At 73.3% G+C, this 25,888-nt stretch carries 26 protein-coding genes and 1 tRNA gene; 18 read left to right on the top strand and 9 right to left on the bottom strand.

The annotated features are described in order from the left end of the window. The first annotated feature begins 86 nt into the window (after positions 1-86). The 4 genes from tmk (at position 87) to ACGF5T_RS04395 (ending at position 6,719) form a co-directional block, all read left to right on the top strand. Positions 87-3,398, top strand: coding sequence for a dTMP kinase (gene tmk / locus ACGF5T_RS04410; protein ID WP_366766447.1), 3,312 nt, complete (start codon positions 87-89; stop codon positions 3,396-3,398). A 210-nt stretch (positions 3,399-3,608) separates the two neighbouring features. Next, the gene (locus ACGF5T_RS04405) at positions 3,609-4,814 is read left to right on the top strand and encodes a DNA polymerase III subunit delta' (protein ID WP_366766446.1); all 1,206 of its coding nucleotides are present in this window, start codon (positions 3,609-3,611) and stop codon (positions 4,812-4,814) included. Positions 4,815-4,920: 106 nt separating this feature from the next. Beyond that, a complete protein-coding gene (locus ACGF5T_RS04400; RefSeq protein WP_366766445.1) occupies positions 4,921-6,540 on the top strand; it encodes an alpha/beta hydrolase in 1,620 nt (539 codons plus the stop codon). Positions 6,541-6,645: 105 nt separating this feature from the next. Then, positions 6,646-6,719: transfer RNA gene (locus ACGF5T_RS04395), tRNA-Thr, on the top strand. Between the two features lie 16 nt (positions 6,720-6,735). On the opposite strand, the gene ACGF5T_RS04390 is transcribed toward ACGF5T_RS04395, so the two are convergent. Beyond that, a complete protein-coding gene (locus ACGF5T_RS04390) occupies positions 6,736-7,326 on the bottom strand; it encodes a hypothetical protein (protein WP_366766444.1) in 591 nt (196 codons plus the stop codon). A 263-nt stretch (positions 7,327-7,589) separates the two neighbouring features. Here ACGF5T_RS04390 and ACGF5T_RS04385 point away from each other — a divergent pair, with 263 nt between their 5' ends. Further along, positions 7,590-8,495, top strand: a complete 906-nt coding sequence (locus ACGF5T_RS04385) for a glycosyltransferase (RefSeq protein WP_361011828.1) — start codon at positions 7,590-7,592, stop codon at positions 8,493-8,495. A gap of 57 nt (positions 8,496-8,552) precedes the next feature. Here ACGF5T_RS04385 and ACGF5T_RS04380 read toward each other — a convergent pair whose 3' ends face one another. Next, positions 8,553-10,244: a bifunctional 3'-5' exonuclease/DNA polymerase gene (locus tag ACGF5T_RS04380; protein ID WP_366766443.1), complete on the bottom strand. Its 1,692-nt coding sequence runs from the start codon at positions 10,242-10,244 to the stop codon at positions 8,553-8,555. Between the two features lie 161 nt (positions 10,245-10,405). Further along, positions 10,406-11,158 carry a Clp protease N-terminal domain-containing protein gene (locus ACGF5T_RS04375; protein WP_366766442.1) on the bottom strand — a complete coding sequence of 251 codons (753 nt, stop codon included), beginning with the start codon at positions 11,156-11,158 and terminating at the stop codon, positions 10,406-10,408. Positions 11,159-11,255: 97 nt separating this feature from the next. Between ACGF5T_RS04375 and ACGF5T_RS04370 the strand changes: the two genes are divergently transcribed. Next, positions 11,256-12,395 carry a DUF2786 domain-containing protein gene (locus ACGF5T_RS04370; RefSeq protein ID WP_366766441.1) on the top strand — a complete coding sequence of 380 codons (1,140 nt, stop codon included), beginning with the start codon at positions 11,256-11,258 and terminating at the stop codon, positions 12,393-12,395. Positions 12,396-12,545: 150 nt separating this feature from the next. On the opposite strand, the gene ACGF5T_RS04365 is transcribed toward ACGF5T_RS04370, so the two are convergent. From ACGF5T_RS04365 to rpmB, 4 genes are all read right to left on the bottom strand, one after another. After that, positions 12,546-13,136, bottom strand: coding sequence for a DUF4232 domain-containing protein (locus ACGF5T_RS04365; RefSeq protein WP_366766440.1), 591 nt, complete (start codon positions 13,134-13,136; stop codon positions 12,546-12,548). Between the two features lie 34 nt (positions 13,137-13,170). Further along, on the bottom strand, positions 13,171-13,701 hold the full coding sequence (locus ACGF5T_RS04360; protein ID WP_366766523.1) for a hypothetical protein: 531 nt from the start codon (positions 13,699-13,701) through the stop codon (positions 13,171-13,173). 185 nt (positions 13,702-13,886) lie between these two features. Further along, a complete protein-coding gene (gene rpsN, locus ACGF5T_RS04355) occupies positions 13,887-14,192 on the bottom strand; it encodes a 30S ribosomal protein S14 (protein WP_356602161.1) in 306 nt (101 codons plus the stop codon). Next, the gene (rpmB, locus tag ACGF5T_RS04350) at positions 14,192-14,428 is read right to left on the bottom strand and encodes a 50S ribosomal protein L28 (RefSeq protein ID WP_356602159.1); all 237 of its coding nucleotides are present in this window, start codon (positions 14,426-14,428) and stop codon (positions 14,192-14,194) included. Before rpmB ends, rpsN begins: the two co-directional genes overlap by 1 nt. A 72-nt stretch (positions 14,429-14,500) precedes the next feature. On the opposite strand from rpmB, the gene rpmG reads away from it, so the two are divergent. The 5 genes from rpmG to ACGF5T_RS04325 all read left to right on the top strand — a co-directional run bounded on the left by rpmG (position 14,501) and on the right by ACGF5T_RS04325 (position 16,939). Further along, positions 14,501-14,665 carry a 50S ribosomal protein L33 gene (gene rpmG / locus ACGF5T_RS04345; protein ID WP_063482661.1) on the top strand — a complete coding sequence of 55 codons (165 nt, stop codon included), beginning with the start codon at positions 14,501-14,503 and terminating at the stop codon, positions 14,663-14,665. A gap of 6 nt (positions 14,666-14,671) precedes the next feature. Beyond that, a complete protein-coding gene (locus tag ACGF5T_RS04340) occupies positions 14,672-14,926 on the top strand; it encodes a type B 50S ribosomal protein L31 (RefSeq protein ID WP_366766439.1) in 255 nt (84 codons plus the stop codon). Further along, complete coding sequence (locus ACGF5T_RS04335; protein ID WP_366766438.1) at positions 14,923-16,128, top strand: GTP-binding protein; 1,206 nt, start codon at positions 14,923-14,925, stop codon at positions 16,126-16,128. The genes ACGF5T_RS04340 and ACGF5T_RS04335 overlap by 4 nt, the downstream gene beginning before the upstream one ends. Before the next feature lie 4 nt (positions 16,129-16,132). Continuing rightward, positions 16,133-16,366 carry a 30S ribosomal protein S18 gene (gene rpsR, locus ACGF5T_RS04330; protein WP_356602153.1) on the top strand — a complete coding sequence of 78 codons (234 nt, stop codon included), beginning with the start codon at positions 16,133-16,135 and terminating at the stop codon, positions 16,364-16,366. A gap of 303 nt (positions 16,367-16,669) precedes the next feature. Then, positions 16,670-16,939 carry a DUF397 domain-containing protein gene (locus ACGF5T_RS04325; protein ID WP_356602151.1) on the top strand — a complete coding sequence of 90 codons (270 nt, stop codon included), beginning with the start codon at positions 16,670-16,672 and terminating at the stop codon, positions 16,937-16,939. A 116-nt stretch (positions 16,940-17,055) separates the two neighbouring features. On the opposite strand, the gene ACGF5T_RS04320 is transcribed toward ACGF5T_RS04325, so the two are convergent. Further along, positions 17,056-17,577, bottom strand: a complete 522-nt coding sequence (locus tag ACGF5T_RS04320) for an ATP-binding protein (protein WP_392886832.1) — start codon at positions 17,575-17,577, stop codon at positions 17,056-17,058. A gap of 356 nt (positions 17,578-17,933) precedes the next feature. Between ACGF5T_RS04320 and ACGF5T_RS04315 the strand changes: the two genes are divergently transcribed. The 6 genes from ACGF5T_RS04315 (at position 17,934) to ACGF5T_RS04290 (ending at position 23,470) form a co-directional block, all read left to right on the top strand. Further along, positions 17,934-18,758 carry a helix-turn-helix transcriptional regulator gene (locus ACGF5T_RS04315; protein ID WP_356602977.1) on the top strand — a complete coding sequence of 275 codons (825 nt, stop codon included), beginning with the start codon at positions 17,934-17,936 and terminating at the stop codon, positions 18,756-18,758. Between the two features lie 106 nt (positions 18,759-18,864). Then, a complete protein-coding gene (locus tag ACGF5T_RS04310) occupies positions 18,865-20,325 on the top strand; it encodes an aldehyde dehydrogenase family protein (protein WP_361011805.1) in 1,461 nt (486 codons plus the stop codon). A 105-nt stretch (positions 20,326-20,430) separates the two neighbouring features. Then, a complete protein-coding gene (locus tag ACGF5T_RS04305; RefSeq protein WP_356602146.1) occupies positions 20,431-20,976 on the top strand; it encodes a DinB family protein in 546 nt (181 codons plus the stop codon). A 10-nt stretch (positions 20,977-20,986) separates the two neighbouring features. Further along, positions 20,987-21,628, top strand: coding sequence for a PadR family transcriptional regulator (locus ACGF5T_RS04300; protein ID WP_356602144.1), 642 nt, complete (start codon positions 20,987-20,989; stop codon positions 21,626-21,628). A 76-nt stretch (positions 21,629-21,704) separates the two neighbouring features. After that, positions 21,705-22,676 (top strand): ATP-binding cassette domain-containing protein, encoded by a 972-nt coding sequence (locus ACGF5T_RS04295; protein WP_361011800.1) that lies wholly within the window; start codon positions 21,705-21,707, stop codon positions 22,674-22,676. Between the two features lie 65 nt (positions 22,677-22,741). Beyond that, positions 22,742-23,470 (top strand): ABC transporter permease, encoded by a 729-nt coding sequence (locus ACGF5T_RS04290; RefSeq protein WP_361012141.1) that lies wholly within the window; start codon positions 22,742-22,744, stop codon positions 23,468-23,470. A gap of 7 nt (positions 23,471-23,477) precedes the next feature. On the opposite strand, the gene ACGF5T_RS04285 is transcribed toward ACGF5T_RS04290, so the two are convergent. Continuing rightward, on the bottom strand, positions 23,478-24,905 hold the full coding sequence (locus ACGF5T_RS04285) for a glutamate decarboxylase (protein ID WP_366766436.1): 1,428 nt from the start codon (positions 24,903-24,905) through the stop codon (positions 23,478-23,480). Between the two features lie 99 nt (positions 24,906-25,004). Here ACGF5T_RS04285 and ACGF5T_RS04280 point away from each other — a divergent pair, with 99 nt between their 5' ends. Beyond that, positions 25,005-25,766, top strand: a complete 762-nt coding sequence (locus ACGF5T_RS04280; protein ID WP_356602138.1) for a MerR family transcriptional regulator — start codon at positions 25,005-25,007, stop codon at positions 25,764-25,766. The last annotated feature ends 122 nt before the right edge of the window (positions 25,767-25,888 follow it).

Below are 25,888 nucleotides of genomic sequence, written 5' to 3'. Positions count from 1 at the left end.
ACGCCCCGGCATCATTTCGGTGTCGGGGCGTGCGTACGTTCGGCCGGGTACGCCGGAGTGTCGGCGGCGACCGATAGGCTGAACGCATGACGCGAGCCGAGCAGCCAACGGCCCCTCACCCCGCCCCGGACGACGCCCTGGTCGCGGACTCCCGCGAGCGCGCCGTCCGCGCCCTGCTGCGGCGACCGCAGCTGAGGCGGTTGTGGAGCGCACAGCTCGTGGGGGGTGTCGGCGATCTTCTCGCCCTGCTGGTGCTGGTCCTCCTCGCCGTCCAGGCCGCGATCGGCGCGGGCTCCTTCGGCGGGGGCTACCGGGGCGTGGCGTTCGCAGTGGCGACCGTCTTCGGCGTACGCATCCTGGCGACGCTGCTCTTCGGCGCGGTCCTGCTCGGCCCGCTCACCTCGCTCACCTCACCGGACGGTCCGCTGGACCGGCGCTGGACCATGGTCGGCGCGGACGGGCTGCGGGCCGCCCTGCTGATCGTCGCGCCGCTGTGGATCGACTGGACGCCCGACGACGCGCTGGCCGTCCTCCTGGTGACCGTCTTCGTCACCGGCGTCGCCGAGCGCTTCTGGACGGTCTGCCGGGAGAGCGCGGCCCCCGCGCTGCTGCCCGCGCCGCCCCCGGAGGGCGCGACGGTACGACCGCTGCCCGACCACATGGACGCGCTGCGCCGCCTCTCGCTGCGCACGGGTTTCGTGGCGATCCCGCTGGCCGCTGCCGCGCTCGTCGTCGCGGGGCTGCTGAACAACCTGCTGGGCGCCGGCATCGACTGGTTCGCCGAGCACCAGGCGGCGCTCGGTTCCTACGTCGCGGCGGGACTGTTCGCCGCGTCCCTGTCCGTGGTGACCTTCCTGGAGCTGCCCGGAGCGCGCACCCCCCGCGCGCGGTCGCCGCTGGAGGGCCTGCGCCGCCCCAAGAGCGGCACCGGCGTCGACAAGGGCCGCACCGGGGTCCTTCCCCTGCTGGTGTTCGCCTGCGCGGCGGTCGCCGCCGTGGTGGCCGCGACCGTCGCCGTCGCGGTGCTGCACGCCAAGGACCTCGGCGGCGGGCCCGTGCTGTACGGGCTGACGGTGGGCGCGCTGACCGGCGGCGTCGTCGTCGGCATCCGCACGGCCCCCGCCCTGCTCCCCTCCCTGTCGCGCCGACGCCTGCTGGCCCTGGCGATCGCCTTCGTCGGCGTCGCCCTGCTGGCCGCGGGACTCGTCCCGGACGCCACCACCGTGCTCCTGCTCCTCGCCCTGGCCGGCATCGGCGCGGGCGTGGCCGCCAACACCGGGCACGCGCTGCTCGACCAGGAGACCGAGGACCACCGCCGGGCGCGCACGACCGAGCACCTGCACGCGGTCGTCCGGGTCTACGTGGCGCTCGGCGCGGTCGTCGCGCCCGTGGTGGCCGCGGCGATCGGCCCGCACCGCCTGGAGAACGGCAAGTTCGTCTTCGCGCACGGCGGCGCCGCGTTCACGCTGATGCTGGCCGGCGCGCTGCTGCTGCCGGTGGCCGCGCTGGTGCTGGCCAAGGTCGACGACCGCTCCGGGGTGCCGCTGCGGCAGGACCTGCGGGACGCGCTGCTCGGCGGCGACGACCCGGTGCCCGCGCCCGCGACGGGCGGCTTCTTCATCGCCCTGGAGGGCGGCGACGGCGCCGGGAAGTCCACCCAGGCCGAGGCGCTCGCCGAGTGGATCAGGAACAAGGGACACGAGGTCGTGCTGACGCGCGAGCCGGGGGCGACCCCGGTGGGCAAGCGCCTGCGGTCCATCCTGCTCGACGTGTCGAGCGCCGGCCTGTCGCACCGCGCGGAGGCGCTGCTGTACGCCGCCGACCGCGCGGAGCACGTGGACACCGTGGTGCGGCCCGCCCTGGAGCGGGGCGCCGTGGTCATCTCCGACCGGTACATCGACTCCTCGGTGGCGTATCAGGGCGCCGGCCGCGACCTGTCACCGACCGAGATCGCCCGCATCAACCGCTGGGCGACCAACGGGCTCGTACCGCACCTGACCGTCCTGCTGGACGTCTCGCCGGAGGCCGCGCGCGAGCGGTTCACCGAGGCGCCGGACCGGCTGGAGTCGGAGCCCGCCGAGTTCCACGCGCGCGTACGCTCCGGCTTCCTGACCCTGGCCGCGGCCGACCCCGGCCGCTACCTCGTCGTCGACGCCGCCCAGGAGCCCGAGGCCGTCACCACCGTCGTACGCCACCGGCTCGACCAGGTGCTGCCGCTGTCCGAGGCCGAGATCCAGGCCCGGGAAGAGGCTCGTCGCAAGGCCGAGGAGGAAGCGCGCCGCAAGGCCGAGGAGGAGGCCGCGCGCAAGGCCGAGGAGGAGCGCCTGGAGCGCGAACGCCTCGAGCAGCTGGAGCGGCTGCGCGCCGAGGAGGAGGAGCGTAAGCGGCGCGAGCTGGAGGAGGCGCAGCGCCGCGAGGCCGAGCGGCAGGCGGAGGAGGCCAGGCAGCGTGCCGAGGAGGCACGCCGCAAGGCCGAGGAGGAGCGGGCACGGCTCCTCGCCGAGGAGAAGGCACGGGCCGAGGAGGAGGCGCGCCGCCGGGCAGAGGAGGAGCGGCGGCGCAAGCAGGCCGAGGAGGAGGAGCGGCTGCGGGCCGAGGCCGAGGCCCGGCGCCTGGAGAAGCAGCGCAAGGCCGAGGAGGCCCTGATGCGGGCCGAGGAGGCGCGTAGGGCGGCGGAGCAGGCGGCGGCTGCGGCCGCGGCGGGCCCGAAGCCGACGGCGCCTCCCGCGGCGGACGAGCCCCGTCCGGCGCCGGCCGGTCCGGCTGCCCCGGACGCGGCGACCGTGGCGACGCCGGTCGTCACCCCGACGAACGCCTCCGGCGGGCCGGTGGAGGACACGGCGGTGCTGCGGCCGGTGCGGGACCCGCGGGACGACGCCCGCGGGGACGGCGAGGAGGACGCCGGGGCGTCCGCTGTCTCGGAGTCCGAGGTGACGACCGAGCTGCCCATGCCGCCGGTACCGCCCGTGACACCGGGCGCGGCGGACGAGACGGCGGTTCACCCCGCGGTGAAGCCGGGTGCGGCGGACGAGACGGCGGTCCTGCCGCCCGTGATGCCGGGTGCGGCGGACGAGACGGCGGTGCTGCCACCGGCGGGCGGGGGGGACCCGGCCGACCGGGTTCCGCAGGGCTACTTCCGGGAGGAGGACCCGGCCGCCCGTGCCGACCGGCCCGAGGAGGCGCCGGACCGCACCCGCGAGCTGCCCCGGATCGACCCCGACCAGGCGCCGCCCCGCAGGCGACGCTCCGACTGGGCGGAGGAGACCCCGCTGGACGACCTGCCGACCCTGGCGGACGAGCTGCTCGGACCACACGACGGCGACCGGGACGGAGACGGCCGCGCCGACGGCAGTGACGGCGACGAGGGCCGCCGGGGCAAGGGGCGGGGCCGGCGCTGACCCGCCGGAGCCCCCGGGGCACGACCGGAGGCGGGCGGCAGGGAGGACGGCGGCGGGGCCGACGACGTCCGTGACGGGTGGGGTACGGCCCCGGCGCCAGGCGTCTCGCCGCGTTGTCAGTGCCGCCCCGCACAATGGGAGGCGCGACGCGGGGTGCGGAGCGCGTCGCGGAGCGGTGCGGCGGAGTGTGACGGAAGGACGGCGTGACCCATGACCGTGTGGGACGACCTCGTCGGGCAGGAGAAGGTGAGCGAGCAGCTCGCCGCGGCTGCCCGGGACGCCGACGCCTTCGTCACCGCCGCCGCGGCCGACGGCCCCCTCCCCGAGGCGTCGAGCATGACGCACGCCTGGCTGTTCACCGGCCCGCCCGGCGCGGGAGTGACGCAGACGGCGCGGGCCTTCGCCGCCGCCCTGCAGTGCGTGAGCCCGGACCGGGCCCTGGGCGGCATCCCCGGGTGCGGGTTCTGCGACGGATGCCACACGGCGCTCATCGGCACCCACGCGGACGTCAGCACGGTGACCGCCGTCGGCGCGGAGATCCGCGTCGGCGACATGCGGGACACGGTCCGCAAGTCCTTCACCTCGCCGGCCAACGGCCGCTGGCAGATCATCCTCGTCGAGGACGCCGAGCGATTGAACGAGAAGTCCGCCAACGCCGTCCTCAAGGCGGTCGAGGAGCCCGCTCCCCGGACGGTCTGGATGCTGTGCGCCCCGTCCGTCGAGGACGTCCTGCCCACCATCCGCTCCCGCTGCCGCCACCTGAACCTGCGCACGCCCTCGGTGGAGGCGGTCGCCGACATGCTCGTGCGCCGCGAGGGCATCGACCCGGCCGTCGCGGCCGCGGCGGCCCGCGCCACGCAGGGCCACGTCGACCGGGCCCGTCGCCTGGCCACCGACCCGGCGGCTCGCGAGCGCCGCGCCGCCGTACTGAAGCTGCCGCTGCGCATCGGGGACGTCGGCGGCGCGCTCAGGGCGGCCCAGGAGCTGGTCGACGCGGCGGCGGCGGACGCCAAGCAGCTCGCCGAGGAGACGGACGCCAAGGAGACCGAGGAACTGAAGACGGCCCTGGGCGCGGCCCAGGGCGGCCGGATGCCGCGCGGCACGGCCGGCGTGATGAAGGACCTGGAGGACAACCAGAAGCGCCGCCGCACCCGCACCCAGCGCAACACCCTCGACCTCGCCCTGTCCGACCTCACCGCCTTCTACCGCGATGTGCTCGCCCTCCAGCTGGGCTCCCGTGTGGCGATCGCCAGCGCCGACGCCGAGGACGCCCTGGAGCGCGTCGCCGGCGACAGCTCCCCCGAGTCCACGCTCCGCCGTATCGAGGCGATCGCCGCCTGCGGTGACGCCCTGGACCGCAATGTGCCGCCGCTGCTCGCGGTGGAGGCGATGACGATGGCGCTGAGAGCGGGCTGACCCACCGCGAGGCCGGCCGCCGCGCCGACGGTTGACGGGGTAACTCGTACGAGGCATGCCGGGTACGCACAGCATCACTGTCGTCGCGGAGAGTTACGCTCGCTGAATGCACACAAGGCGCACTCACCGCAGGACCAGCAACGGCAGGACCCGCACCGGAGCCACGATCCTGGCCGCGGCGCTGCTCGCCACCGCCTGCTCGGCCGGGGGCGCGTCGACCTCCGCCGGCTCGTCGGCGGCGGAGGCCGCCGGATCGACGGAGGCGGCTAAGGCGGTGCTGGCCGCACTGCCCCGGGCCACGCCCTCCGCGCTGGCGCCGTACTACGGGCAGAAGCTGAGCTGGCGCGACTGCGGTGTCCCGGGATTCCAGTGCGCCACCATGAAGGCCCCGCTCGACTACGCGAAACCGACCCAGGGGGACGTCCGGCTCGCGGTGTCCCGCAAGAAGGCCACCGGTCCGGGCGAACGCCTCGGTTCCCTGCTGGTGAACCCGGGCGGGCCGGGCGGCTCGGCGATCGGCTACCTCCAGCAGTACGCGGGCATCGGCTACCCGGCCGAGGTCCGCGCCCGGTACGACATGGTGGCGGTGGACCCGAGGGGCGTGGCCCGCAGTGAGCCCGTCGAGTGCCTCGACGGCCGCGAGATGGACACGTACACGCAGACGGACGTCACGCCCGACGACCAGGCGGAGACGGACGGGCTGGTCGACGCCTACCAGAAGTTCGCCGAGGGCTGCGGAGCGGACGCGCCGAAACTGCTGCGCCACGTCTCGACGGTCGAGGCGGCCCGGGACATGGACGTGCTGCGGGCGGTGCTGGGCGACGAGAAGCTGACCTACGTCGGCGCCTCGTACGGCACGTTCCTCGGGGCGACCTACGCCGGCCTGTTCCCCGACCGGGCGGGCCGCCTCGTCCTGGACGGCGCGATGGACCCGTCGCTGCCCGCGCGCCGTCTGAACCTGGAGCAGACCGCGGGCTTCGAGACGGCCTTCCAGTCCTTCGCGAAGGACTGCGTGACGCAGCCGGACTGCCCTCTGGGCGGCAAGGGGACCCCTCCCGCCCAGGTCGGCAAGAACCTCAAGGCCTTCTTCGACGACCTGGACGCCGAGCCGGTCCCCGCAGGTGACGCCGACGGCCGCAAGCTCACCGAGTCCCTGGCCACCACCGGTGTGATCGCGGCGATGTACGACGAGGGCGCCTGGCAGCAGCTGCGCGAGTCGCTGTCCTCGGCGATGAAGGAGAAGGACGGCGCCGGCCTCCTGGTCCTCGCCGACAGCTACTACGAACGCGAAGCCGACGGCAGCTACAGCAACCTGATGTTCGCCAACGCCAGCGTGAACTGCCTGGACCTCCCCGCGGCCTTCTCCTCCCCGGACGAGGTGCGCGCGGCGCTCCCCGACTTCGAGAAGGCGTCCCCGGTCTTCGGCGAGGGCCTTGCCTGGTCCTCCCTGAACTGCGCGTACTGGCCGGTGCAGCCCACCGGCGAACCGCACCGCATCGAGGCCGCCGGCGCCACCCCGATCGTCGTGGTCGGCACCACCCGCGACCCCGCCACCCCCTACCGCTGGGCCGAGGCCCTGGCCGACCAGCTCTCCTCCGGCCGCCTCCTCACCTACGAGGGCGACGGCCACACCGCCTACGGCCGAGGCAGCACCTGCATCGACTCCGCGATCAACACCTACCTCCTGCGCGGCACCCCGCCCAAGGACGGCCGACGCTGCTCCTGACCCCACCCGCCCCGGATCCCCGGCGCCTCCGGGGCGGGTACGAAGCACCCCGGGAAACTGTGTAGACTTACCGACGTTGCTGATCGCACCATGGGTGCACAGCGCGCCGCCTTAGCTCAGATGGCCAGAGCAACGCACTCGTAATGCGTAGGTCTCGGGTTCGAATCCCGAAGGCGGCTCTTCTTGGACCCCGGGTCAGTTCTCCGCTGACTCGGGGTTTTCTGATGTTCGGGGTCCTCGGGGGCGCGGGAGCGTCGGTCGGTGCGTGGGTGCGTCCGGGGTGAGACCGAGTGACCGTTCCGCGGCGTCGAGTCGGCGCTCCTGCCTGCGGAGCATGAGGGGGCCCAGGAGGACGAGCAGGAGCCAGAGCAGTGTCAGGGCTCCGGAGCCGTACGAGCCGGACGTGAGCTGGACGACGGCCAGCAGTGAGAACAGGACGAGCAGGCATCCTCGCAAGTGGCGGTAGCCCTTCCGTCGCTGGAAGGTCAGGGCCCGGCGCTGCCGTCCGAGGATCTCCAGTACCGCCGGCCGTGCGGCGGGGTCGGTGGGGGGTGTCCCACGTCGTACCTGTCGGGCGAGGTGGAGGAGCTGACCGGCGCTCAGGCCGAAGCGGCGAGTCCGGTTGCCCTCGCCTCGCCACATCACGGCGATCGCGACCGCCACGACGACGGATGCGATCACCGCGACGGCGGTCCCGGACCACCACCGGCGCTCACCGCCGACGGTGAGGACGCCGATGGCGAAGCCCACGCCCGCCGTCAGGAGGAGCAGTCCGGACGTGCGCATGATCATCCCGTGCCCGTGCCCGTGCCCGTGACTGCCGTGAGGTCCGTGCTCTGGCGCTTTTGCCACCCGAACTACCCCCTGTGGTCCGCCTCTTGGGGTATTTCTTCTACCCCTGGGCCCGGCCGGCATCCAGGCGGCCACCGCGTCGTCGGACACGGCCAGTGCGGCGAAACCGCCGGAGCGCCGATGGTCGTACGCCGTGGATCGGCGTGGTGTACGGCTAGCATCGCGGACACGGTTGTCGGCCGGGACGAGGTGAGGGCATGGGCGAGGACGCGGGAGCACCGAGGGTCGCCGTTGCCGTGGTGACCATGGGGAATCGGCCCGCCGAGGTCGACGCGCTGTTGGAGTCCGTCGCCAAGCAGGACGCCCCGCCCGCGCGGATCGTGATCGTCGGCAACGGCTGCCCCCTGCCCGAGTTCGCCGCGAGGCTGTCGCTGCCCGGTGAGGTCACGTCGATCGAGGTGGACGAGAACCTCGGCTGCCCCGGCGGGCGGAACGTGGCGCTGGCACGGCTGCGGGAGTTCGGTGACATCGACGTGGTCGTGGAGCTGGACGACGACGGTCTGCTCGTCGACGCCGATGTGCTGCGCCGGGTCGGGGAGTTGTTCGCCGCCGACGACCGGCTCGGCATCGTCGGTTTCCGGATCGCCGACGAGAACGGGGAGACCCAGCAGCGGCACGTCCCCCGGGTCGGCGCCTCCGACCCCCTGCGGGGCGGGTACGTCACCGGTTTCCTGGGCGGCGGGCACGCGCTGCGGACGGCGATGCTCGACGAGGTCGGGGACTGGCCCGCCGAGTTCTTCTTCGCGCACGAGGAGACCGACCTGGCCTGGCGGGCTGCCGACGCCGGCTGGCGGATCCTGTACGCCCCCGAGCTGCTGCTCCAGCACCCGAAGACCTCGCCCGCGCGGCACGCCATCTACTTCCGGGTCAACGCCCGCAACCGGGTGTGGCTGGCCCGGCGTCGGCTGCCGCTGCCGCTCATCCCGGTCCATCTCGGCGTGTGGATGCTGCTGACGTTGGCGCGGAACCGGTCGCTCGGCGGGCTGCGGGCCTGGTTCGGCGGGTTCGTGGAGGGGCTGCGCAAACCGGCGGGGGAGCGGCGGCCGATGAGCTGGCGCACCGTGGTGCGGCTCACCCGGCTGGGGCGGCCGCCCGTCCTCTGAGCGGCCCGGAAGGACGCGCGCCGGTGGTCCTGCACACTCCTTCTGCGGCGGCCCCGCTCACTTCGCGTCCGCGTAGCACTCCACCACCGCCGTGGTGAACGGGAACCGTACCGGCGTCGGACCGAAGGTCAGGCGGCCCGCCAGCTCCGCCGCGTCACGGATCGCCGCGACGATGTCGTCGGCCTCTTCCCGCGGACAGTGCACGATCACCTCGTCGTGCTGGAAGAACACCAGCTCCGCGGCCTTGTCGGCGCAGGCCTGCCGCAGCGCGGCGAGCAGGAGGAGGGCCCAGTCGGCGGCGCTGCCCTGGACGACGAAGTTGCGGGCGAAGCGGCCCCGCGCGCGGGCGTCGGTCGAGGCGTAGCCGGGCGCCCACTCCCGCGCGGGGACCGGGGTGTCGGAGGGGTCGTCCTGCGGCATGCCCCCCTCCTCGGTGCCGTCGGCCGCTCCGGCGGCCGGCGGGCAGGTGCGGCCCAGCCAGGTCCGTACGAGGCGCCCCTCCTCGCCCGCACGGGCCGCGTCGTCGACGTACGCCACGGCTCGGGGGAAGCGGCGTCTGAGCGCGGCGAGGTTCTTCAGGCCGTCGCCGGAGGTCTGGCCGTAGACCGCGCCGAGCACGGCGAGTTTGGCCTGGGCACGGTCGCCGGAGAAGGCGCGGTCGGACACCGACTGGTAGAGGTCGCTCTCGCGGCCGGCCACCTCCATCAGGCCGGGGTCCCGGGAGATCGCCGCCAGTACGCGCGGTTCCATCTGGTCGGCGTCGGCGACGACCAGCCGCCAGCCCGGGTCGGCGACGACGGCCCGCCGGATGACCTTGGGGATCTGCAGACCGCCGCCGCCGTTGGTCACCCAGCGTCCGGTGACGGTGCCGCCGGCCAGGAACTCGGGGCGGAACCGTCCGTCGCGCACCCAGTCCTGCAGCCAGGACCAGCCGTGGGCGACCCAGATGCGGTACAGCTTCTTGTACTCGACCAGTGGCTTCACGGCCGGATGGTCGACCGACTCGATCTCCCACCGGCGGGTGGAACCGACCTTGATCCCGGCCTGCGCGAACGCCTTGACGACGTCCGCGGGCAGGTCCGGCCGAACCCGGCGGCCGAACGCCGCGGACACCTCGTCGGCCAGCTCGGCCAGGCGGCGCGGCTCGCCCCCGCCCGCGTACCGCTCGCCGAGGAGGTCGTGCAGGACCTCGCGGTGCACGTCGGTCCGCCAGGGCAGCCCCGCGCGGTTCATCTCGGCGGCCACCAGCATTCCCGCGGACTCGGCCGCGGTCAGCAGCCGGAGGCGGTCGGGGTGGGCGGACCGGTCGTGGCGGTGCTGCTGCTCGGCGTAGACCGCCAGCAGGTCGTCGAGGGGGAGGTGGGCGCCCCGCGGTTCGAAGAGCGGGGACTGGGCGCCCGGCTCGGCGGACCGCTGCGGCGGATCGGGCGGTACCGGGCCGCCGCGCAGCCGGGCCAGGGCCGCCGCGGCCGAACGCGGCTCCCCGTACCGCCCCTCGTGGCCGAGCAGGAGGTTCTCGGCGGCCTCCACGTCGTAGCACCGCTCGGCCCGCACTCCCGCGGCGAGCAGGTGCGGGTAGACCTCGGCGGTGGCACGCCACACCCAGCGACTGACGTCCGGCCGGGCTCGGACGGCCTGCGCCGGGCCGGGCTCGCGCCGCGCCGGTCCGGCGGGCAGCCCGTCGGGGCCGAGGGGGGCGACGTCCACGCCGCCGTCCTCGGCCACGGCGAGTGCCCACCGGTCGGCCATGTCGCGAGTGTCGCAGCAGGGACTGACATCGGCCCCGGGTGCGGCGGGCGACCCGGTTGTCCCAGCTTGGGTGCCGGTGCCCCGCCCGTGCCGGTGTCGTGGCCTGCGTGAGGGGACCGGCACGGGTGCCGGGGTCGAGGTGGGTCGGGCCCCGAGGTGGGTCAGGCCCGGTCCCCGTCGGGCTCCTGCTCCTCGTTCGCGGCCAGGAACTGCGCCAGCACCTCGGTGATGTACCGTTCCGCGGCCTCCTTGTCGAGGCCGAGGCCGCTGAGCACCCCCTCGCCGTGCTCGTGCTCCAGCAGGGCCAGCAGGATGTGCTCGGTGCCGACGTAGTTGTGGCCGAGGCGCAGGGCCTCGCGGAAGGTGAGTTCGAGGACCTTCTTCGCCGCGGGGCCGTAGGGCACCAGCTCCGGGACCTCGGCGGAGGCGGGCGGCAGCGCCGCGGACGCCGCCTCGCGGACCGCGTCGAGGGTCACGCCCTGCGCGGCGATCGCCTTGGCGGAGAGGCTCTCCCGCTCGGTGATCAGGCCGAGGACGAGGTGCTCCGGCAGGCCCTCGGTGGCGCCGGCCGCCTTGGCCGCGGTGTGGGCGGCCATGACCGCGTTGCGGGCGCGGGGGGTGTAGCGCTCGAAGCCCTGGCTCGGGTCCAGGTCGGCCGACTCCTTCGGCACGAAGCGCTTCTGCGCCGCCTGCCGGGTCACGCCCATGCTCTTGCCGATCTCCGTCCAGGACGCGCCCGAACGCCGGGCCTGGTCCACGAAGTGGCCGATGAGGTGATCGGCCACCTCGCCGAGGTGGTCTCCGGCGATGACGGCGTCCTGGAGCTGTTCCAAGGGCTCCGCGTGCGCCTTCTTGATCGCGGTGATGAGTTCGTCGAGACGTACGGATGACGTGATGCTCGGGTTCGTCGCCATGTGTCAACCGTAGGTTGCGCACCTAAGGGTGTCAACCCGCGGTTGACAGTGGTTCCCGGGTGCCCTCCCGGGTGTCTGCCCATGGCACCATCGCCGGGTGAGTACGCCCAGCACCGTCGACCGTGCCTTCGAGACCGCCCTGTACGACGACACCGCCGACACCCTCGACGCCGCCGCCTCGCTGCTCGCGGCCGACCCGGGAGCCGACGCGGAACTGGGCCGGCGCGGTGCGGAGTTCGTGGCCACGGCCTGGCGGCGCGGCTGGCAGCCCGCCGACCTCGTACGCATCGTGCGGCGCGAACGGGAGGACGTCCACGTACGCCTGGTCGCCGCCCTGATCCGCGCCCAGGCGCCGCACGACCGCGCACGCGGCCCCCGCTGGGCGGCGCAGCTCGCCGCCCTGCCTGAGGAGGTGCCGGCCCGCACCGACCGCTTCGCGCACGCCACCGCCGTACTGGAGCTGTACCGCCTGCTGCTGCGGCTGCCCGCGCTGGAGCCGCTGGAGGCCGGGCTGCCGGGGAAGGCGCCCCACAGGGAGCACCGGCCGGAGTCCCGTGCCCTCGCCCGCATCCGGGCACTGCTCGCCAAGGCGGAGGCGACCGGGTACCCGGAGGAGGCGGAGGCGCTCAGCGCCAAGGCGCAGGAGCTGATGGCCCGGCACAGCGTCGACGAGGCCCTGCTGGCGGCCCACGCGCAGGCACCCGACGCGCCGGGCGCCTGCCGGATCGGGGTGGAGCCTCCGTACGAGCAGGCCAAGGCGGTGCTGCTGGACGCGGTGGCCGACGCCAACCACTGCCGGGCGGTGTGGAACGAACCCCTCGGCTTCTCCACCGTCGTCGGCTTCGAGGCCGACCTGGAGGTGGTCGAACTCCTCTACACCTCGCTGCTCGTACAGGCCGAGGGCGCGATGGCGAAGGCGGAGGCTGCCCAGCGTGCGGGCGGGCGCAAGCGGACCAAGACCTTCCGGCAGTCGTTCCTCGCCGCCTACGCCCACCGCGCGGGCACCCGGCTGCGGGCCGCGGCGGAGGCGGCCACCGCAGGGGCCGGTACGGCGACGGACGTGGACCTCCTGCCGGTCCTCGCCTCCCGCGAGGTCGCGGTCACCGACCGTCTGGAGCGCATGTTCCCGGAGACGACCACGACCCGTCTGCGCGGCGCCGCCGACGCGGCGGGCTGGACGGAGGGCACCCGCGCGGCCGACCACGCCCGGGTCGACCGCCGACGCCCGCTGTCCTAGGCGTCGCCGGGCCCGGGCGGGTCCTGGCGGGTCCGGGCGGGTCCTGGCGGGTCGGGCCGTGGTGTCGTCGCCCGGCGGGCGGGGGCGCGGCCCTGCTCAGGCAGGCCGGCGAGCTGCGCCGCCCGGCGGGGGCCGCGTGCGCGGTCCTGCTCAGTCGCCGGCGCGCTGGAACGCCCCCACCGTGGCGTTCGGCTGACCCTCGCCCCTCGTCGCGACGGTGCCGTACGACCAGGGGAAACGGTGGGGGGAGGCGTCGTCCGGCAGGGCGAACTCCGCCGCGCGCACGGTGAGGCCATCGGTACCGTCGGTGCCGTCGGTCCCTCCCCGTACGTAGGAGACCGTGAAGGACGCCGTGCCCTGCTCGTCGAGGGTCAGCCGCTGGGGGGTGGCCGCCTCGTCCCGCGGGACCGGCACCGACGTGTCGCCCGCGTCCAGGCGCACGGTGGGGAAGCCGTGCAGGACGCAGGCCGGGCCGCGGTTGGTGAGGGTCACCGCGACGGTGCCCGTGTCCCCCGCGGCCGGCGCGGGGCTCGGTTCGATCCCCACACCCACCTCGGCGATGCGGCAGGCGGCGCCGGCGCGGTCGTCCGTACCGCTGCCGCTGCCGCCGGCGTCACCACCGCTCCCGCCGTCGTCGCAGGCGGTCAGGAGGAGCGCCGCGGCGAGGACGGCGGCGGCGGTGGTGGTGGACCTGATGGGCTGGGCGGGGCCGGTGGACTCGACGGGCCGGGTGGTGCGCACGGGTGACGTTCCTTCGCTGGAGTTGGGCGGGCGTTCAGGAGCCGAGAGCGGCCGTCGGCAGCCCCGGAGGCACTGTTCCGCCCTCGGATTTGGTGTACGTCTCCGCGCCGACCCCGCCCTGCCAGACGACCTTGAGCGAGGTCCCGTCGACCGACTCGACCGTGCCGGTCGCCCGGTCGTCGCCGCCGGGGGCGCACTTGAGGCGGATCGTCCGGGTCCCGGCGTCCTCACCGGTGGTGCCGCTGCACACGGTCCCGCCGGTGGCGAAGAGGGCGGCCTTGTCACCGGTGACCATCAGCGCGACCGCCTGACCGTCGGTGGTGGCGAGCCAACTGCCCTCCAGTTCACCGGCGGCGGACGGCGACCCGCCACCGGTGCCGCCGCCCGGGTCCGCACTCGCGGAACCGCTGGCCGCGGAAGAGGACTTGTCGCCGCCCTCGCCGCCACCGCCGCCCCCCGGGCCACCGGTGGCCGAGCTGCCACCGTCGCCGTCCTCGCCACCGCCGGTGCACGCCGTCAGCGCCAGCGTGCCCACCAGGCCGAGGGCCACGACCGCGGCCCGCACGGACCCCCGGCGCCGCGCCCGCGGCCCCCACCCGTGCCCCTCCGATGGACTCACGGCCGGACTCACGGCCGCGCCGGCCGTGTTCGCCGCGTCCCTCGCGTTCGCCGTGCTCTCCGCAGTAGCCAGTGTCACCGGAAGCTCCAAGCTGTAGCCGGACGGCCGGTTCGGCCCAAGACAGCCGCAAGCTACCAGGACGACTTGCGCACTCCCGGGAGATGCCCGGCGTGTGCCTGCTCGCGCAGGTTCACCCGGGACAGCCCGAAGACGCGGAAGTACCCGCGCGGGCGCCCGTCGACCTGGTCGCGGTTGCGCACGCGCGTGCGGCCGGCGTCGCGGGGTTGGCCGCGCAGTTCCCGTTGGGCGGCCAGCCGTTCGGCCTCCGTGGTGGACGGCCGGCGGACGATCTCCTTCAGCTCGGCCCGGCGCGCGGCGTACCGCTCGACGGTCTCCTGCCGCTGCCGGTTCTTCACGATCTTGCTCTTCTTCGCCATCAGACCCTGACCCCCCGCGCGCGGATACGTGCCACGGCCGCCTCGACGCCGATCGCGTCGACGGTCCTGATCGCCTTCGTGCTCAGCCGCAGCCGCACGTGCCGGCTCTCGCTCTCCAGCCAGTAGCGCTTGGTCTGGATGTTGGGGTCGAAACGGCGGGAGGTCCGCCGGTGGGAGTGGGAGATGCGGTTGCCGAAACCCGGCCGGGTGCCGGTCAGCATGCAGTGGGCGGACACGGTGACGTACCTCTCCTTCGGACCGGGACGGTCCTAGATGCTAATGGAAGTCATTTTCAGTAAGGTAGCAGCATGGCACGCAACGAACTCCGTCCGGTCATCAGACTCCGGTCCACCGCCGGGACCGGTTTCACCTACGTCACCCGCAAGAACCGCCGCAACGACCCGGACCGGCTGACCCTGCGCAAGTACGACCCGGTCGCCGGTCGCCACGTCGACTTCCGAGAGGAGCGCTGATCCGCCGTGCGCAAGGGAATCCACCCCGAGTACCGCCCGGTCGTCTTCCGCGACCGCGCCGCCGGCCACGCCTTCCTCACCCGGTCCACCATGACGAGTGAGCGCACCGTCGAGTGGGAGGACGGCCACACCCACCCCGTGGTCGACGTCGAGATCTCCGACGTCAGCCACCCCTTCTACACCGGCACCGCACGCGTGCTGGACACCGCGGGCCGCGTGGAGCGCTTCGAGCGGCGGTACGGGAAGCGGGGCGGGGCATGAGCCCGTCGGTGCGGCTGCCGGTGGTCGTCGTCGGCGGCCTGCACGCCGACGCGCGCAGGGCGGCCGTGGCCCGGCTGCTGGCCGACGTGCCCGGCAGCCTCGCCCTCCACCACGACCTGGCGACGGCCACCGCGGGAACGGTCGTACGGACCGTGCGGGACGCCACCGGCGTCCGCTCCGCCGGCGAGGCGCCCCTGGTCAACGACTGCGCCTGCTGCGCCCTGCGCGAGGACCTCGTCCCCGAGCTGGAGCGACTCGCGGACGCCGGAGGTACCCCGCTGGCGGTCGTCGAGCTGTGGGACTCCGTCGAGCCCAAGGCGATGGCGGAGGTGGTGACGGCCGGCGGCTTCACCGTCACCGGCGTGATCACCGCTGTCGACCCGGCCCTGGTGCTGCCGTACCTGGGCAACGGCGACGACCTGGCCGGGGGTGGCCTCGCCGCCGCGGCCACCGACCGGCGCACCGTCGCGGACACCTTCGCGCGGCAGCTGGAGTACGCGCCCGTCCTGGCCCTCGCCGACTCCCCGGAGGCCGACGACGAGGACCGTGAGCTGCTGGCCCAACTGCACCCGACGGCCCACCGCGTGCCCATCGGCCCCGACGACCCGGCGCGTACGCCCCCTGCCGCCCCGGCGCGGTCCCCGCACCCGGCACCCCCCGCCTCCTCCCCGCTGGCCCGAGCGGCGCTCGCCGGCTTCGACGTGGAGGCCGCGGCGGCCGCCCAGCACCCGGCCTGTGCCCTGCTGCCCGCCGAGGCCGACGCGCACGGCGTCACCACTCTCGTGTGGGACCGGCGCCGCCCCTTCCACCCGGAACGGCTGTACGCGGCGCTGGAGGACCTGACGTGCGCCGCCGCCCGCAGCCGGGGCCGGTTCTGGCTCGCCGACAAGGCGGACACGCTGCTGCACTGGGACGCCGCCGGCGGTGCCCTGTGCGTGGAGGGCGCGGGACCCTGGCTCGCGTCGCTCCCGGACGCCGCCTGGGACCTGGTCCCGCCCGTGCGTCGCGCGGCCGCCGCGATCGACTGGCACCCCGAGCACGGGGACCGCTGCCAGCACCTGGTCTTCACGTCCCCCGGCCTCGACCGCGACGGCCTGGAACGGCTTCTGGAGAGCTGTCTGCTGACCGACGCCGAGTACGCGGCCGGCCAGGCCGCCTGGCGGCGCCTGCCGTCGGCCTTCGACACCCTCCTGGAGGTCTGACCCCGTGCCCCGCAAGAGCGACCGGAAGCCCGCCGCGCAGCGGCCCAACCCGCTCGACCAGGCAGGAGTGACGTACATCGACTACAAGGACACCGACCTGCTGCGGAAGTTCGTCTCCGACCGCGGCAGGATCCGCGGCCGGCGCGTCACCCGCGTGACGGCCCGGCAGCAGCGGCAGCTGGCCAGGGCGATCAGGAACGCGCGCGAGATGGCCCTGCTGCCGTACGCCGCGCGCTGACCGTCCCGCACGCCGCTCACCCACCTCGTACCGGGGGGTCGCTCCGCCGAGCGGCCCCCGGTGTTGTTGCATGTAGGTGCATTTTCTTCGAATCCGTGGGCATACGCGGGAACGTCTTTGCCGGGGCAGGCGTCCAAGAGGGCAAGGGCTTTCGGTAAAGCACCCGTCAAAGCTGTAACCGCAGGAACACCGCGCGTGCACGTGCATTTGCTCATGCATCTGCACGTGAACGGGGTTATGATCCGGATCAGTTACCACTGCATCTATGGCCACATCAGCCAGTGCACCACCGGGGAGCGACCTGTGGACCACGACGTGTACGACGTTGACGACGCGTCCGGCGTGTACAACGGCATGGCCGCCACGCAGCTGCACGACGTGGCCTGGCAGAAGAGTCGCCACAGCAACTCGCAGGGCTCCTGCGTGGAGTTCGCGCGGCTGCCCGACGGTGGCGTGGCCATGCGCAACAGCCGCTTCCCCGACGGGCCCGCGCTGGTCTACACGCGCGCCGAGATCGAGGCCATGCTGCTGGGCGTCAAGGACGGCGAGTTCGACCACCTCGTCGTGAGCTGACCCGCGCGGTACCGGCGCACGCGCGACCACGGGGTGCGCCCGCGGCGGGCGCGGCACCCGCCCCGGCGCCACCGACGCGCGTAGACCCGTGGCACGTCAAACCCTTGGGGCACGCGTCACCCGTAGCACCGGTCCGTGTGGTCGCCCGGGCGCTGGAGCCGGAACAGGGCCCACACCACCTTGCCGTTGAGCGTCCCCGCGAGCGGGTGCCAGCCCCAGCTGTCGCTGAAGGAGTCGACGAGGAACAGGCCGCGGCCCGACTCCGCCGAGAAGTCGTCCGTCGCACGGGCCACCGGGCTGTCGTGACTGGGGTCGCGCACCGCGCACACGAGCCGGTCGGACCAGCGCATCAGGTGCAGCCGGACGGGTCCGTTCTGCTCCCCGTGTCGCGGGGTGTCGGCCGGCAGCGCATGGCGCAGGGCGTTGGTGACGAGTTCGGAGACCACCAGGCAGACGTCGTCGAAGCGGTCGCCCGTGTCCCAGCCGTCGAGCGTCCTGCGGGTGAATCCCCGTGCCTCGCGCACCGCGTCGTAGCGGGGCGGCAGGGAACAGGAGGCGGCGTTGGAGACGGCTGCGGGGTCGAGTGGCGGAAGGCCCTGCCGTAACGGCTCGAGCATGGTCGATCCATTCGTCCCCATGCGAGGCACTCCCGGGAGTTCGCGGTCATAGCGATGCGGCGCGGTGGTGCGGGACCATGGTTTCGGATGCGTACCGCAGATGCAAGGGCAGATGCACGTGCACGTGACCGAAATGGACCTGCCCGTACCGCTTGTTGGTCAAATTTTCCGTCATCTTCGCCTCTCCTTCACCGCGTTCGGTGGCTGCTTTCGGACCACTCCCTGCATGATCCTGATCTTTTCCTTCGGCTCGATTCCGTTTCCGTAACCGGACGAGTACTGCTCGAAGTGTTTTAGTGGCAGACTTCGGCCCCTGAAGACGGTTGGGGAGGCTGGCGAACGTGAGCGCGGGAGAGCCCGGATCGGTGGTGCGGCGCATGCTGCTCGGATCACAACTCAGGCGACTGCGTGAGACGCGGGGGATCACGCGAGAGGCGGCGGGCTACTCGATCCGCGCCTCGGAGTCGAAGATCAGCCGGATGGAGTTGGGCCGGGTGAGCTTCAAGACGAGGGACGTCGAGGACCTGCTGACGTTGTACGGCATCACGGACGAGCACGAGCGCGCCTCCCTGCTCTCCCTGGCCAAGGAGGCCAACGTCGCGGGCTGGTGGCACAGTTACTCCGACGTGCTGCCCAGCTGGTTCCCCACCTATGTCGGCCTGGAGGGCGCCGCCTCGCTGATCCGGGTCTACGAGGTGCAGTTCGTGCACGGTCTGCTGCAGACCGAGGAGTACGCCCGCGCGGTCGTCCGGCGCGGGATGAAGGGCGCGAGCGAGGCGGACGTCGAGCGGCGCGTCGCGCTGCGCCTGGAGCGGCAGAAGCACCTCGTCGCCGAGAGCGCGCCCGAGTTCCACATCGTCCTCGACGAGGCCGCGCTGCGCCGTCCGTACGGGGACCGCGGGGTGATGCGCGGGCAGCTCCAGCACCTGATCGAGATGTCCGAACGCCCGAATGTGCGGCTTCAGGTCATGCCGTTCGGCTTCGGCGGCCACTCCGGTGAAAGTGGCGCGTTCACGATCCTCAGCTTCCCCGAGTCCGACCTCTCGGACGTCGTCTACCTGGAGCAGCTCACCAGCGCGCTGTACCTCGACAAGCGCGAGGACGTCACCCAGTACGAGACGGCGCTGAAGGAGCTCCAGCAGGACAGTCCGGGGCCCGACGAGAGCCGTGACCTTCTCCGGGGACTGCTTCAGCTCATCTGAACAACTCCCCTGAAACACAAGTACGATGACGCCTCATCAGAGGCGGCCGGCCCGCGGTGGTCGCGAGGCCGCGGAGGCTGCGGCAGCTAGGGGATTGAGGGTACACATGTCGTCGTACTTCACCGACCTCGCCCAGCAGTACATCGACGGCGAGTGGCGCCCGGGCACCGGCTCCTGGGACATCATCGACTTCAACCCGTACGACAACGAGAAGCTGGCCTCGATCACCATAGCCACGGTCGACGAGGTCGACACGGCGTACCGGGCGGCCGAGCGGGCGCAGAAGCAGTGGGCCGCGACGAACCCGTACGCGCGCCGCGCGGTGTTCGAGAAGGTGCTGCGGCTCGTCGAGGACCACGAGGCGGAGATCAGCGAGGCGATCATCGCCGAGCTGGGCGGCACCCGCCTGAAGGCCGCCTTCGAGCTGCACCTCGCCAAGGAGTTCCTGCGCGAGGCGATCCACCTGGCGCTGCGCCCCGAGGGCCGGATCATCCCCTCGCCGGTCGACGGCAAGGAGAACCGCGTCTACCGGGTGCCGGTGGGCGTCGTGGGCGTCATCAGCCCCTTCAACTTCCCCTTCCTCCTCTCCCTGAAATCGGTCGCCCCGGCCCTCGCCCTCGGCAACGCCGTCGTCCTCAAGCCGCACCAGAACACGCCGATCGTCGGCGGCACGCTGGTCGCGAAGCTCTTCGAGGAGGCCGGCCTGCCGGGCGGGCTGCTCAACGTCGTGGTCACCGACATCGCGGAGATCGGCGACGCCTTCCTGGAGCACCCGGTCCCGAAGGTGATCTCCTTCACCGGCTCGGACAAGGTCGGCCGCCACGTCGCGACCGTCTGCGCCGCGCACTTCAAGCGCTCCATCCTGGAACTCGGCGGCAACAGCGCCCTCGTCGTCCTCGACGACGCCGACCTCGACTACGCCGTCGACGCCGCCGTCTTCAGCCGCTACGTGCACCAGGGCCAGGTCTGCATGGCCGCGAACCGCGTCCTGGTCGACCGGTCGGTGGCCGAGGAGTTCACCGAGAAGTTCGTCGCCAAGGTCCAGACCCTCAAGGCCGGTGACCCGCGCGATCCGTCGACCGTCATCGGCCCCGTGATCAACTCCTCGCAGGCGGACGCCCTGTCGGGCATCGTCGAGCAGGCCCTCGCCGAGGGCGCCACCGCCCTGCTGCGCGGCACCACCACCGACAACCTCGTCACCCCGTCGGTCCTCACCGACCTGCCCGCCGACTCGGCGCTCCTGCGGCAGGAGGTCTTCGGCCCGGTCGCCTTCCTCGTCCCGTTCGACGGCGAGGAGGAGGCCGTCCGCCTCGTCAACGACACGCCGTACGGGCTGAGCGGCGCCGTGCACACCGGTGACATCGAGCGCGGCGTCGCCTTCGCCAGGCGGATCGACGCCGGCATGTTCCACGTGAACGACGGGACCGTGCACGACGAGCCGATCGTGCCCTTCGGCGGGGAGAAGCACTCCGGTCTCGGCCGCCTGAACGGCGACACCATGCTGGACGCCTTCACCACCCAGAAGTGGATCTCGGTGCAGCACGGGCGGAGCGGCTTCCCGTTCTAGTTCCGGCACCCGTGTCGGGCCCTTGCGGACAGAGGCTGACCGCAAGGGCCCGTAGCTTTCTCGGTGTCAGGGGGGAAGCCCCCGTCCGACGAAAGGCGGCCGGTCATGGTCACTCACGTGCGACCCGAAGCGCAGGGCGACGAGCGCGGAGCGCTGCTGTCCTTCCTGGCGGAGCAGCGCGGCGGTATCCGCCGGTCGGTGCTGGGGCTGACCGACGAGCAGGCGTCGTCCCGGCCGAGCGCCAGTGAACTGTCCCTGGCCGGGCTGATCAAGCACGTCGCCGAGGTCGAGCAGGGGTGGGTCGCCCGCGCCCGGCAGGTGCCGCCGGCCGTCGAGCGGGACGAGTCGAACTGGCACGAGTGCTTCGTCCTGGTGGGGGACGAGACGGTGGCCTCGCAGCTGGCGTACTGGGAGAGGGTCGCCGCCGAGACGGAGGCCTTCATCCGGGAGGTGCCCAGCCTCGACGACACCTTCCCGCTGCCGAAGGCTCCCTGGTTCCCGCCGGACGAGCGCGTCTCCATGCGGTGGCTGTGCCTGACGCTGATCCGCGAGACGGCCCGGCACGCCGGCCACGCCGACATCGTCCGCGAGTCGTTGGACGGCGCCTCGGCCTGGGACCTGGTGGCGAGGGAGCAGGACGCGCCCGCCTAACCTGGACCGTATGTCAGTGATCCGTCTCCTGGTGCTGGGCGCGGTCCGCCAGCACGGGCGGGCCCACGGCTACCAGGTCCGCAACGACCTGGAGTTCTGGGGCGCGCACGAGTGGTCCAACGCCAAGCCCGGCTCGATCTACCACGCGCTGAAGCAGATGGCCAAGCAGGGCCTGCTGCACGCGCACGAGATCGCCCCGTCGACCGCCGGCGGGCCGCCCCGCACGGAGTACGAGATCACGGAGAAGGGCACCGAGGAGTTCTTCGGCCTCCTGCGCGCGTCCCTCACCGCCTACGACCAGAAGCCGGACGTGCTCGCCGCCGGACTCGGCCTGATGGTCGACCTGGCACGCGAGGAGGTGTTGGAGCTGCTGGAGGAACGGGTCCGGGCCATCCAGACCTGGCGCACGTCCGTCACCGAGTACTACACCCCCGAGGACGGCCCCGGGCAGCTCGGCCACATCGGCGAGATCATGAACCTGTGGGTGCACTCCGCCGACACCGGCGCCGAGTGGACCCGCGCGCTGATCGAGCGCATCCGAGGCGGTGCGTACACGTTCGCCGGTGAGGGCGAGCCGTTCGTCGGCGTCCTCGGCGAGGGCGAGGAGAACCCGTTCGCGACGCCGGAACCGCATCCGGGAGACCGCGACTAATCAAGTTTGACTAAGCCGGGAGGCGGGCATACGCTCCGCGGGTCAGTAGTCAAGTTTGACTAAACGAGGAGTGTCAGTGGCCGACGCGGCGATCACCGTCGAAGGGGCACGCAAGAAGTACGGCGGCACCAAGGACGGCGGCAAGAAGGACGGCGGCAAGAAGGCGCTGGACGGGCTCGACCTGACGGTCGCCCGCGGCACGGTGCACGGGGTGCTGGGGCCCAACGGCGCGGGCAAGACGACGCTGGTCCGGATCCTCTCCACCCTGCTGCGCCCCGATGCCGGCCGGGTCGAGGTGGCCGGACACGACGTGGTCACCGACGCGTACGCCGTACGGCTGCGCATCGGCCTGCTCGGGCAGCACGCGGCGCTGGACGAGGAGCTGGGCGGCCGGCAGAACCTGGAGATGTTCGGCCGCCTCCACCACCTGGGCGCCCGGCGGGCACGCGCGCGTGCCGACGAACTGCTCGCCCGTTTCGACCTCGGCGACACCGGACGCAAACCGGTCAGCGCCTACAGCGGCGGCATGCGGCGCCGCCTGGACCTCGCCGCGTCCCTCATCACCGAACCGGAGGTCCTCTTCCTGGACGAACCCACCACGGGCCTCGACCCGCGGGGCCGCGCCGAGGTGTGGGCCTCCGTCCGCTCCCTGGTCGGGGGCGGCACGACGGTCCTGCTCACCACCCAGTACCTGGAGGAGGCCGACCAGCTCGCCGACCGCATCTCGGTCGTCGACGCCGGCCGGGTCGTCGCCGACGGCACGGCGGACGAACTGAAGGCGGCCACCGGCGGCGACCGCGTCGACGTGGTCCTGCGCGACGCCGGACACCTGGGCGCGGCCGTCGCCCTGCTGCCGCTCACCGGTGTCCGCGTCGACACCGACCGCCGGCTGGTCAGCGCCCCGGTCACCGACCGCATGGCGGCGCTCTCCGGCGTCGTACGGGCGTTGGAGGAGGCCGGCATCGAGGCGGAGGACATCGCCCTGCGCCGCCCGACCCTGGACGAGGTGTTCCTGCACCTCACCGACCGCACGAAGGAGACAGCGTGAGCACGGGCACCGTCACGACCACCGGCGCCGGCCCCCTGGCGTACGCCCTCACCGACTCGTGGACCATGACGCGGCGCGAGCTGGCCCGCTGGGGACGGCAGCCGGTCGCCGTCGTCGTCAACCTGGTCTTCCCGGTCATGCTGCTGCTGATGTTCGGCTACCTCGTCGGCGGCGGCCGCGGGGTGAGCGGCGACTACGTCGACTACCTGGTCCCCGGGATGCTGGCGCTCACCATGGCCTTCGGCCTGGAGGGCACGATGATCGCCGTCACCCAGGACCTCAACAAGGGGGTCGTCGACCGCTTCCGCTCCCTCCCCATGACCAACGGCGCGGTCCTGGTGGGCCGGTCGGCCGCCGACATGCTCCAGTCGGCGCTCGGGCTCACGGTGCTCGTCGGGGTCGGCCACGCGCTCGGCTGGCGGACCCACGGCGGCCCCGGCGCCTTCCTGGGCGCGGTCGGCCTGCTGCTCCTCTTCCGGTTCGCGATGCTGTGGATCGGCATCTTCCTGGCCCTGGTGGCCGGGAAACCGGAGCTGGTGACGGCGGTGCAGATCCTGGTCTGGCCGGTCGGCTTCCTCTCCAACGCCTTCGCCACCCCTCAGTCCATGCCGGGCTGGCTGGGCACGGTCGTCCAGTGGAACCCGATGTCCCAGACCGCCACCGCCGTACGCGACCTGTTCGGTGGCCCCGGCGGGGAGCCCGGCCACGTGTGGGCGGCCCTCGCCTGGCCGCTGGCCCTGCTCGCGGTCTTCTTCCCCCTGGCGGTACGGAGGTTCGCGCGACTCAGCCGCTAGGCAGGGCTCAGTGGTGGAACCCGGTCGCCGCCCCCTTGTCCCGGGTCAGCGGGTGCGGCTGCCGCCGCAGCTCCGGCAGCAGCCGCTCCAGCTCCTCCACCAGCAGGTCGGCCATGTCGGCCGAGAAGCCGTTGCGGCACACCACGCGCAGCACCGACAGGTCCTCGCGGTGCGGCGGGAAGGTGTACGCCGGCACCAGCCAGCCGCCCTCCCGCAGCCGCCGCGAGACGTCGAACACGTCGTACGCCGTCACGTCGTCGGCCGTCGTGAAGGCGAACACCGGCAACTCGTCGCCGCGCGTCAGCAGCCGGAAGTCGCCGAGCGCCTCCACGCGCTCGGCGATCCCGCGCGCGATGTCGCGCGAGGCCTGCTGCACCGCCCGGTAGCCCTCCCGGCCCAGCCGCAGGAACGTGTAGTACTGCGCGACCACCTGCGCGCCGGGCCGGGAGAAGTTCAGCGCGAAGGTCGGCATGTCGCCGCCCAGGTAGTTGACCCGGAAGACCAGCTCCTCGGGCAGCGCGTTCGCGTCCCGCCACAGCGCCCAGCCGACACCGGGGTAGACCAGGCCGTACTTGTGCCCCGAGGTGTTGATGGAGGCGACCCGCGGCAGCCGGAAGTCCCACACCAGGTCCTCGTCCAGGAAGGGCGCGACCATGGCCCCGGACGCGCCGTCGACGTGCACCGGGATGTCGAGCCCGGTGCGCTCCTGGAGGGCGTCCAGGGCCGCGCAGAGATCGGCGACCGGCTCGTAGGAGCCGTCGAAGGTGGAGCCGAGGATGCCGACGACCCCGATGGTGTTCTCGTCGCAGAGTGCGGCGGCGGCCTGCGGGTCCAGGTGGAAGCGGTCGCCCTCCATGGGGACCTGCCGGGCCTCCACCTCCCAGAAGGTGCAGAACTTCTCCCAGCAGACCTGGACGTTCACGCCCATGACCAGGTTGGGCCGCACGTCCCTCGCCGGGTACCGGTCGGCGTTGCGCAGCGCCCACCGCCGCTTCAGGGCCATCCCGGCCAGCATGCAGGCCTCGCTCGACCCGGTCGTGGAGCAGCCCACCACCGCCGCGGGGTCGGGCGCGTGCCACAGGTCGGCGAGCATCGCCACGCAGCGCCGCTCCAGCTCGGCGGTGCGCGGGTACTCGTCCTTGTCGATCATGTTCTTGTCCCGGCACTCGCCCATCAGCACCCCGGCCTGCGGCTCCATCCAGGTGGTGACGAAGGTGGCCAGGTTGAGGCGTGCGTTGCCGTCCAGCATCAGCTCGTCGTGGACGAGCCGGTACGCCGTCTCCGGGGGCAGCGGGGAGTCGGGCAGCCGGTGGGCCGGCGGGGCCTCGGTCATGCCGCCGAGCGGGTTCGTCGCCCCGTGGAACGGGTTGACGGCGAGCCGGCGCCGGTCACGGTCGCCGTCGTGGGGCGTGGGGGGCACCTGGTGCAATGGCATGCAGTCGACGGTAGGTCCGGGGCCCGGCCCCCGCATGCGGGCTTGCACCTCACGTCACGTGAGGAGGCAGCGTGGAGGGCGTCAGAGAAAGGAGCGGAAGTGAGCTACTCCGTGGGACAGGTCGCCGGCTTCGCCGGAGTGACGGTGCGCACCCTGCACCACTACGACGACATCGGCCTGCTCGTACCCAGCGAGCGCAGCCACGCGGGCCACCGGCGCTACGGCGACGGCGACCTCGACCGGCTGCAGCAGATCCTGTTCTACCGGGAGCTGGGCTTCCCGCTCGACGAGGTCGCCGCCCTGCTGGACGACCCGGCCGCGGACCCGCGCGCACACCTGCGCCGCCAGCACGAGCTGCTGTCCGCCCGGATCGAGAAGCTGCAGAAGATGGCGGCGGCCGTGGAGCACGCCTTGGAGGCACGCAGCATGGGCATCAACCTCACGCCCGAGGAGAAGTTCGAGGTCTTCGGCGACTTCGATCCCGACGAGCACCAGGAGGAGGTGCGCGAGCGCTGGGGCGACACCGACGCCTACCGCCAGTCGCAGCAGAAGACCGCCTCGTACACCAAGGAGGACTGGCAGCGCATCCAGGACGAGGCCGACGAACTCACCCGGCGCTTCGTCGCCCTGATGGACGCCGGTGAGCCCGCCGACTCCGAGGGGGCGATGGACGCCGCCGAGGACCACCGGCTGGGAATCGCCCGCAACCACTACGACTGCGGGTACGAGATGCACACCTGCCTGGGCGACATGTACGTCTCGGACGAACGTTTCACGCGAAACATCGACGCCGCCAAGCAGGGCCTCGCCGCCTACATGCGCGACGCGATCCTGGCCAACGCCGTCCGGCACACCTCCTGAGCGGTGGGGGGGGGGGGGGGGGGGGGGCCCCCGCCCCCCCCCCCCCCCCCCCCCCCCCCCCGCCCCCCCCGCCCCCCCCCCCCCCCCCCCCCCCCCCCCCCCCCCCCCCCCCCCCCCCGTAC

Source organism: Streptomyces sp. NPDC047853 (assembly GCF_043204535.1).
Taxonomy (GTDB): Bacteria; Actinomycetota; Actinomycetes; order Streptomycetales; family Streptomycetaceae; genus Streptomyces.
This window is presented reverse-complemented; position numbering and strand designations above follow the sequence as displayed.

Excerpts from the sequence above, each read along its gene's own strand:
- tmk (WP_366766447.1), top strand. The coding sequence starts at position 87 with ATGACGCGAGCCGAGCAGCCAACGGCCCCTCACCCCGCCCCGGACGAC.
- ACGF5T_RS04405 (WP_366766446.1), top strand. The coding sequence starts at position 3,609 with ATGACCGTGTGGGACGACCTCGTCGGGCAGGAGAAGGTGAGCGAGCAG.
- ACGF5T_RS04400 (WP_366766445.1), top strand. The coding sequence starts at position 4,921 with ATGCACACAAGGCGCACTCACCGCAGGACCAGCAACGGCAGGACCCGC.
- ACGF5T_RS04390 (WP_366766444.1), bottom strand. The coding sequence starts at position 7,326 with ATGCGCACGTCCGGACTGCTCCTCCTGACGGCGGGCGTGGGCTTCGCC.
- ACGF5T_RS04385 (WP_361011828.1), top strand. The coding sequence starts at position 7,590 with ATGGGCGAGGACGCGGGAGCACCGAGGGTCGCCGTTGCCGTGGTGACC.
- ACGF5T_RS04380 (WP_366766443.1), bottom strand. The coding sequence starts at position 10,244 with ATGGCCGACCGGTGGGCACTCGCCGTGGCCGAGGACGGCGGCGTGGAC.
- ACGF5T_RS04375 (WP_366766442.1), bottom strand. The coding sequence starts at position 11,158 with ATGGCGACGAACCCGAGCATCACGTCATCCGTACGTCTCGACGAACTC.
- rpsN (WP_356602161.1), bottom strand. The coding sequence starts at position 14,192 with ATGGCGAAGAAGAGCAAGATCGTGAAGAACCGGCAGCGGCAGGAGACC.
- rpmG (WP_063482661.1), top strand. The coding sequence starts at position 14,501 with ATGGCACGCAACGAACTCCGTCCGGTCATCAGACTCCGGTCCACCGCC.
- ACGF5T_RS04335 (WP_366766438.1), top strand. The coding sequence starts at position 14,923 with ATGAGCCCGTCGGTGCGGCTGCCGGTGGTCGTCGTCGGCGGCCTGCAC.
- ACGF5T_RS04320 (WP_392886832.1), bottom strand. The coding sequence starts at position 17,577 with ATGGGGACGAATGGATCGACCATGCTCGAGCCGTTACGGCAGGGCCTT.
- ACGF5T_RS04315 (WP_356602977.1), top strand. The coding sequence starts at position 17,934 with ATGCTGCTCGGATCACAACTCAGGCGACTGCGTGAGACGCGGGGGATC.
- ACGF5T_RS04310 (WP_361011805.1), top strand. The coding sequence starts at position 18,865 with ATGTCGTCGTACTTCACCGACCTCGCCCAGCAGTACATCGACGGCGAG.
- ACGF5T_RS04305 (WP_356602146.1), top strand. The coding sequence starts at position 20,431 with ATGGTCACTCACGTGCGACCCGAAGCGCAGGGCGACGAGCGCGGAGCG.
- ACGF5T_RS04300 (WP_356602144.1), top strand. The coding sequence starts at position 20,987 with ATGTCAGTGATCCGTCTCCTGGTGCTGGGCGCGGTCCGCCAGCACGGG.
- ACGF5T_RS04290 (WP_361012141.1), top strand. The coding sequence starts at position 22,742 with ATGACGCGGCGCGAGCTGGCCCGCTGGGGACGGCAGCCGGTCGCCGTC.
- ACGF5T_RS04285 (WP_366766436.1), bottom strand. The coding sequence starts at position 24,905 with ATGCCATTGCACCAGGTGCCCCCCACGCCCCACGACGGCGACCGTGAC.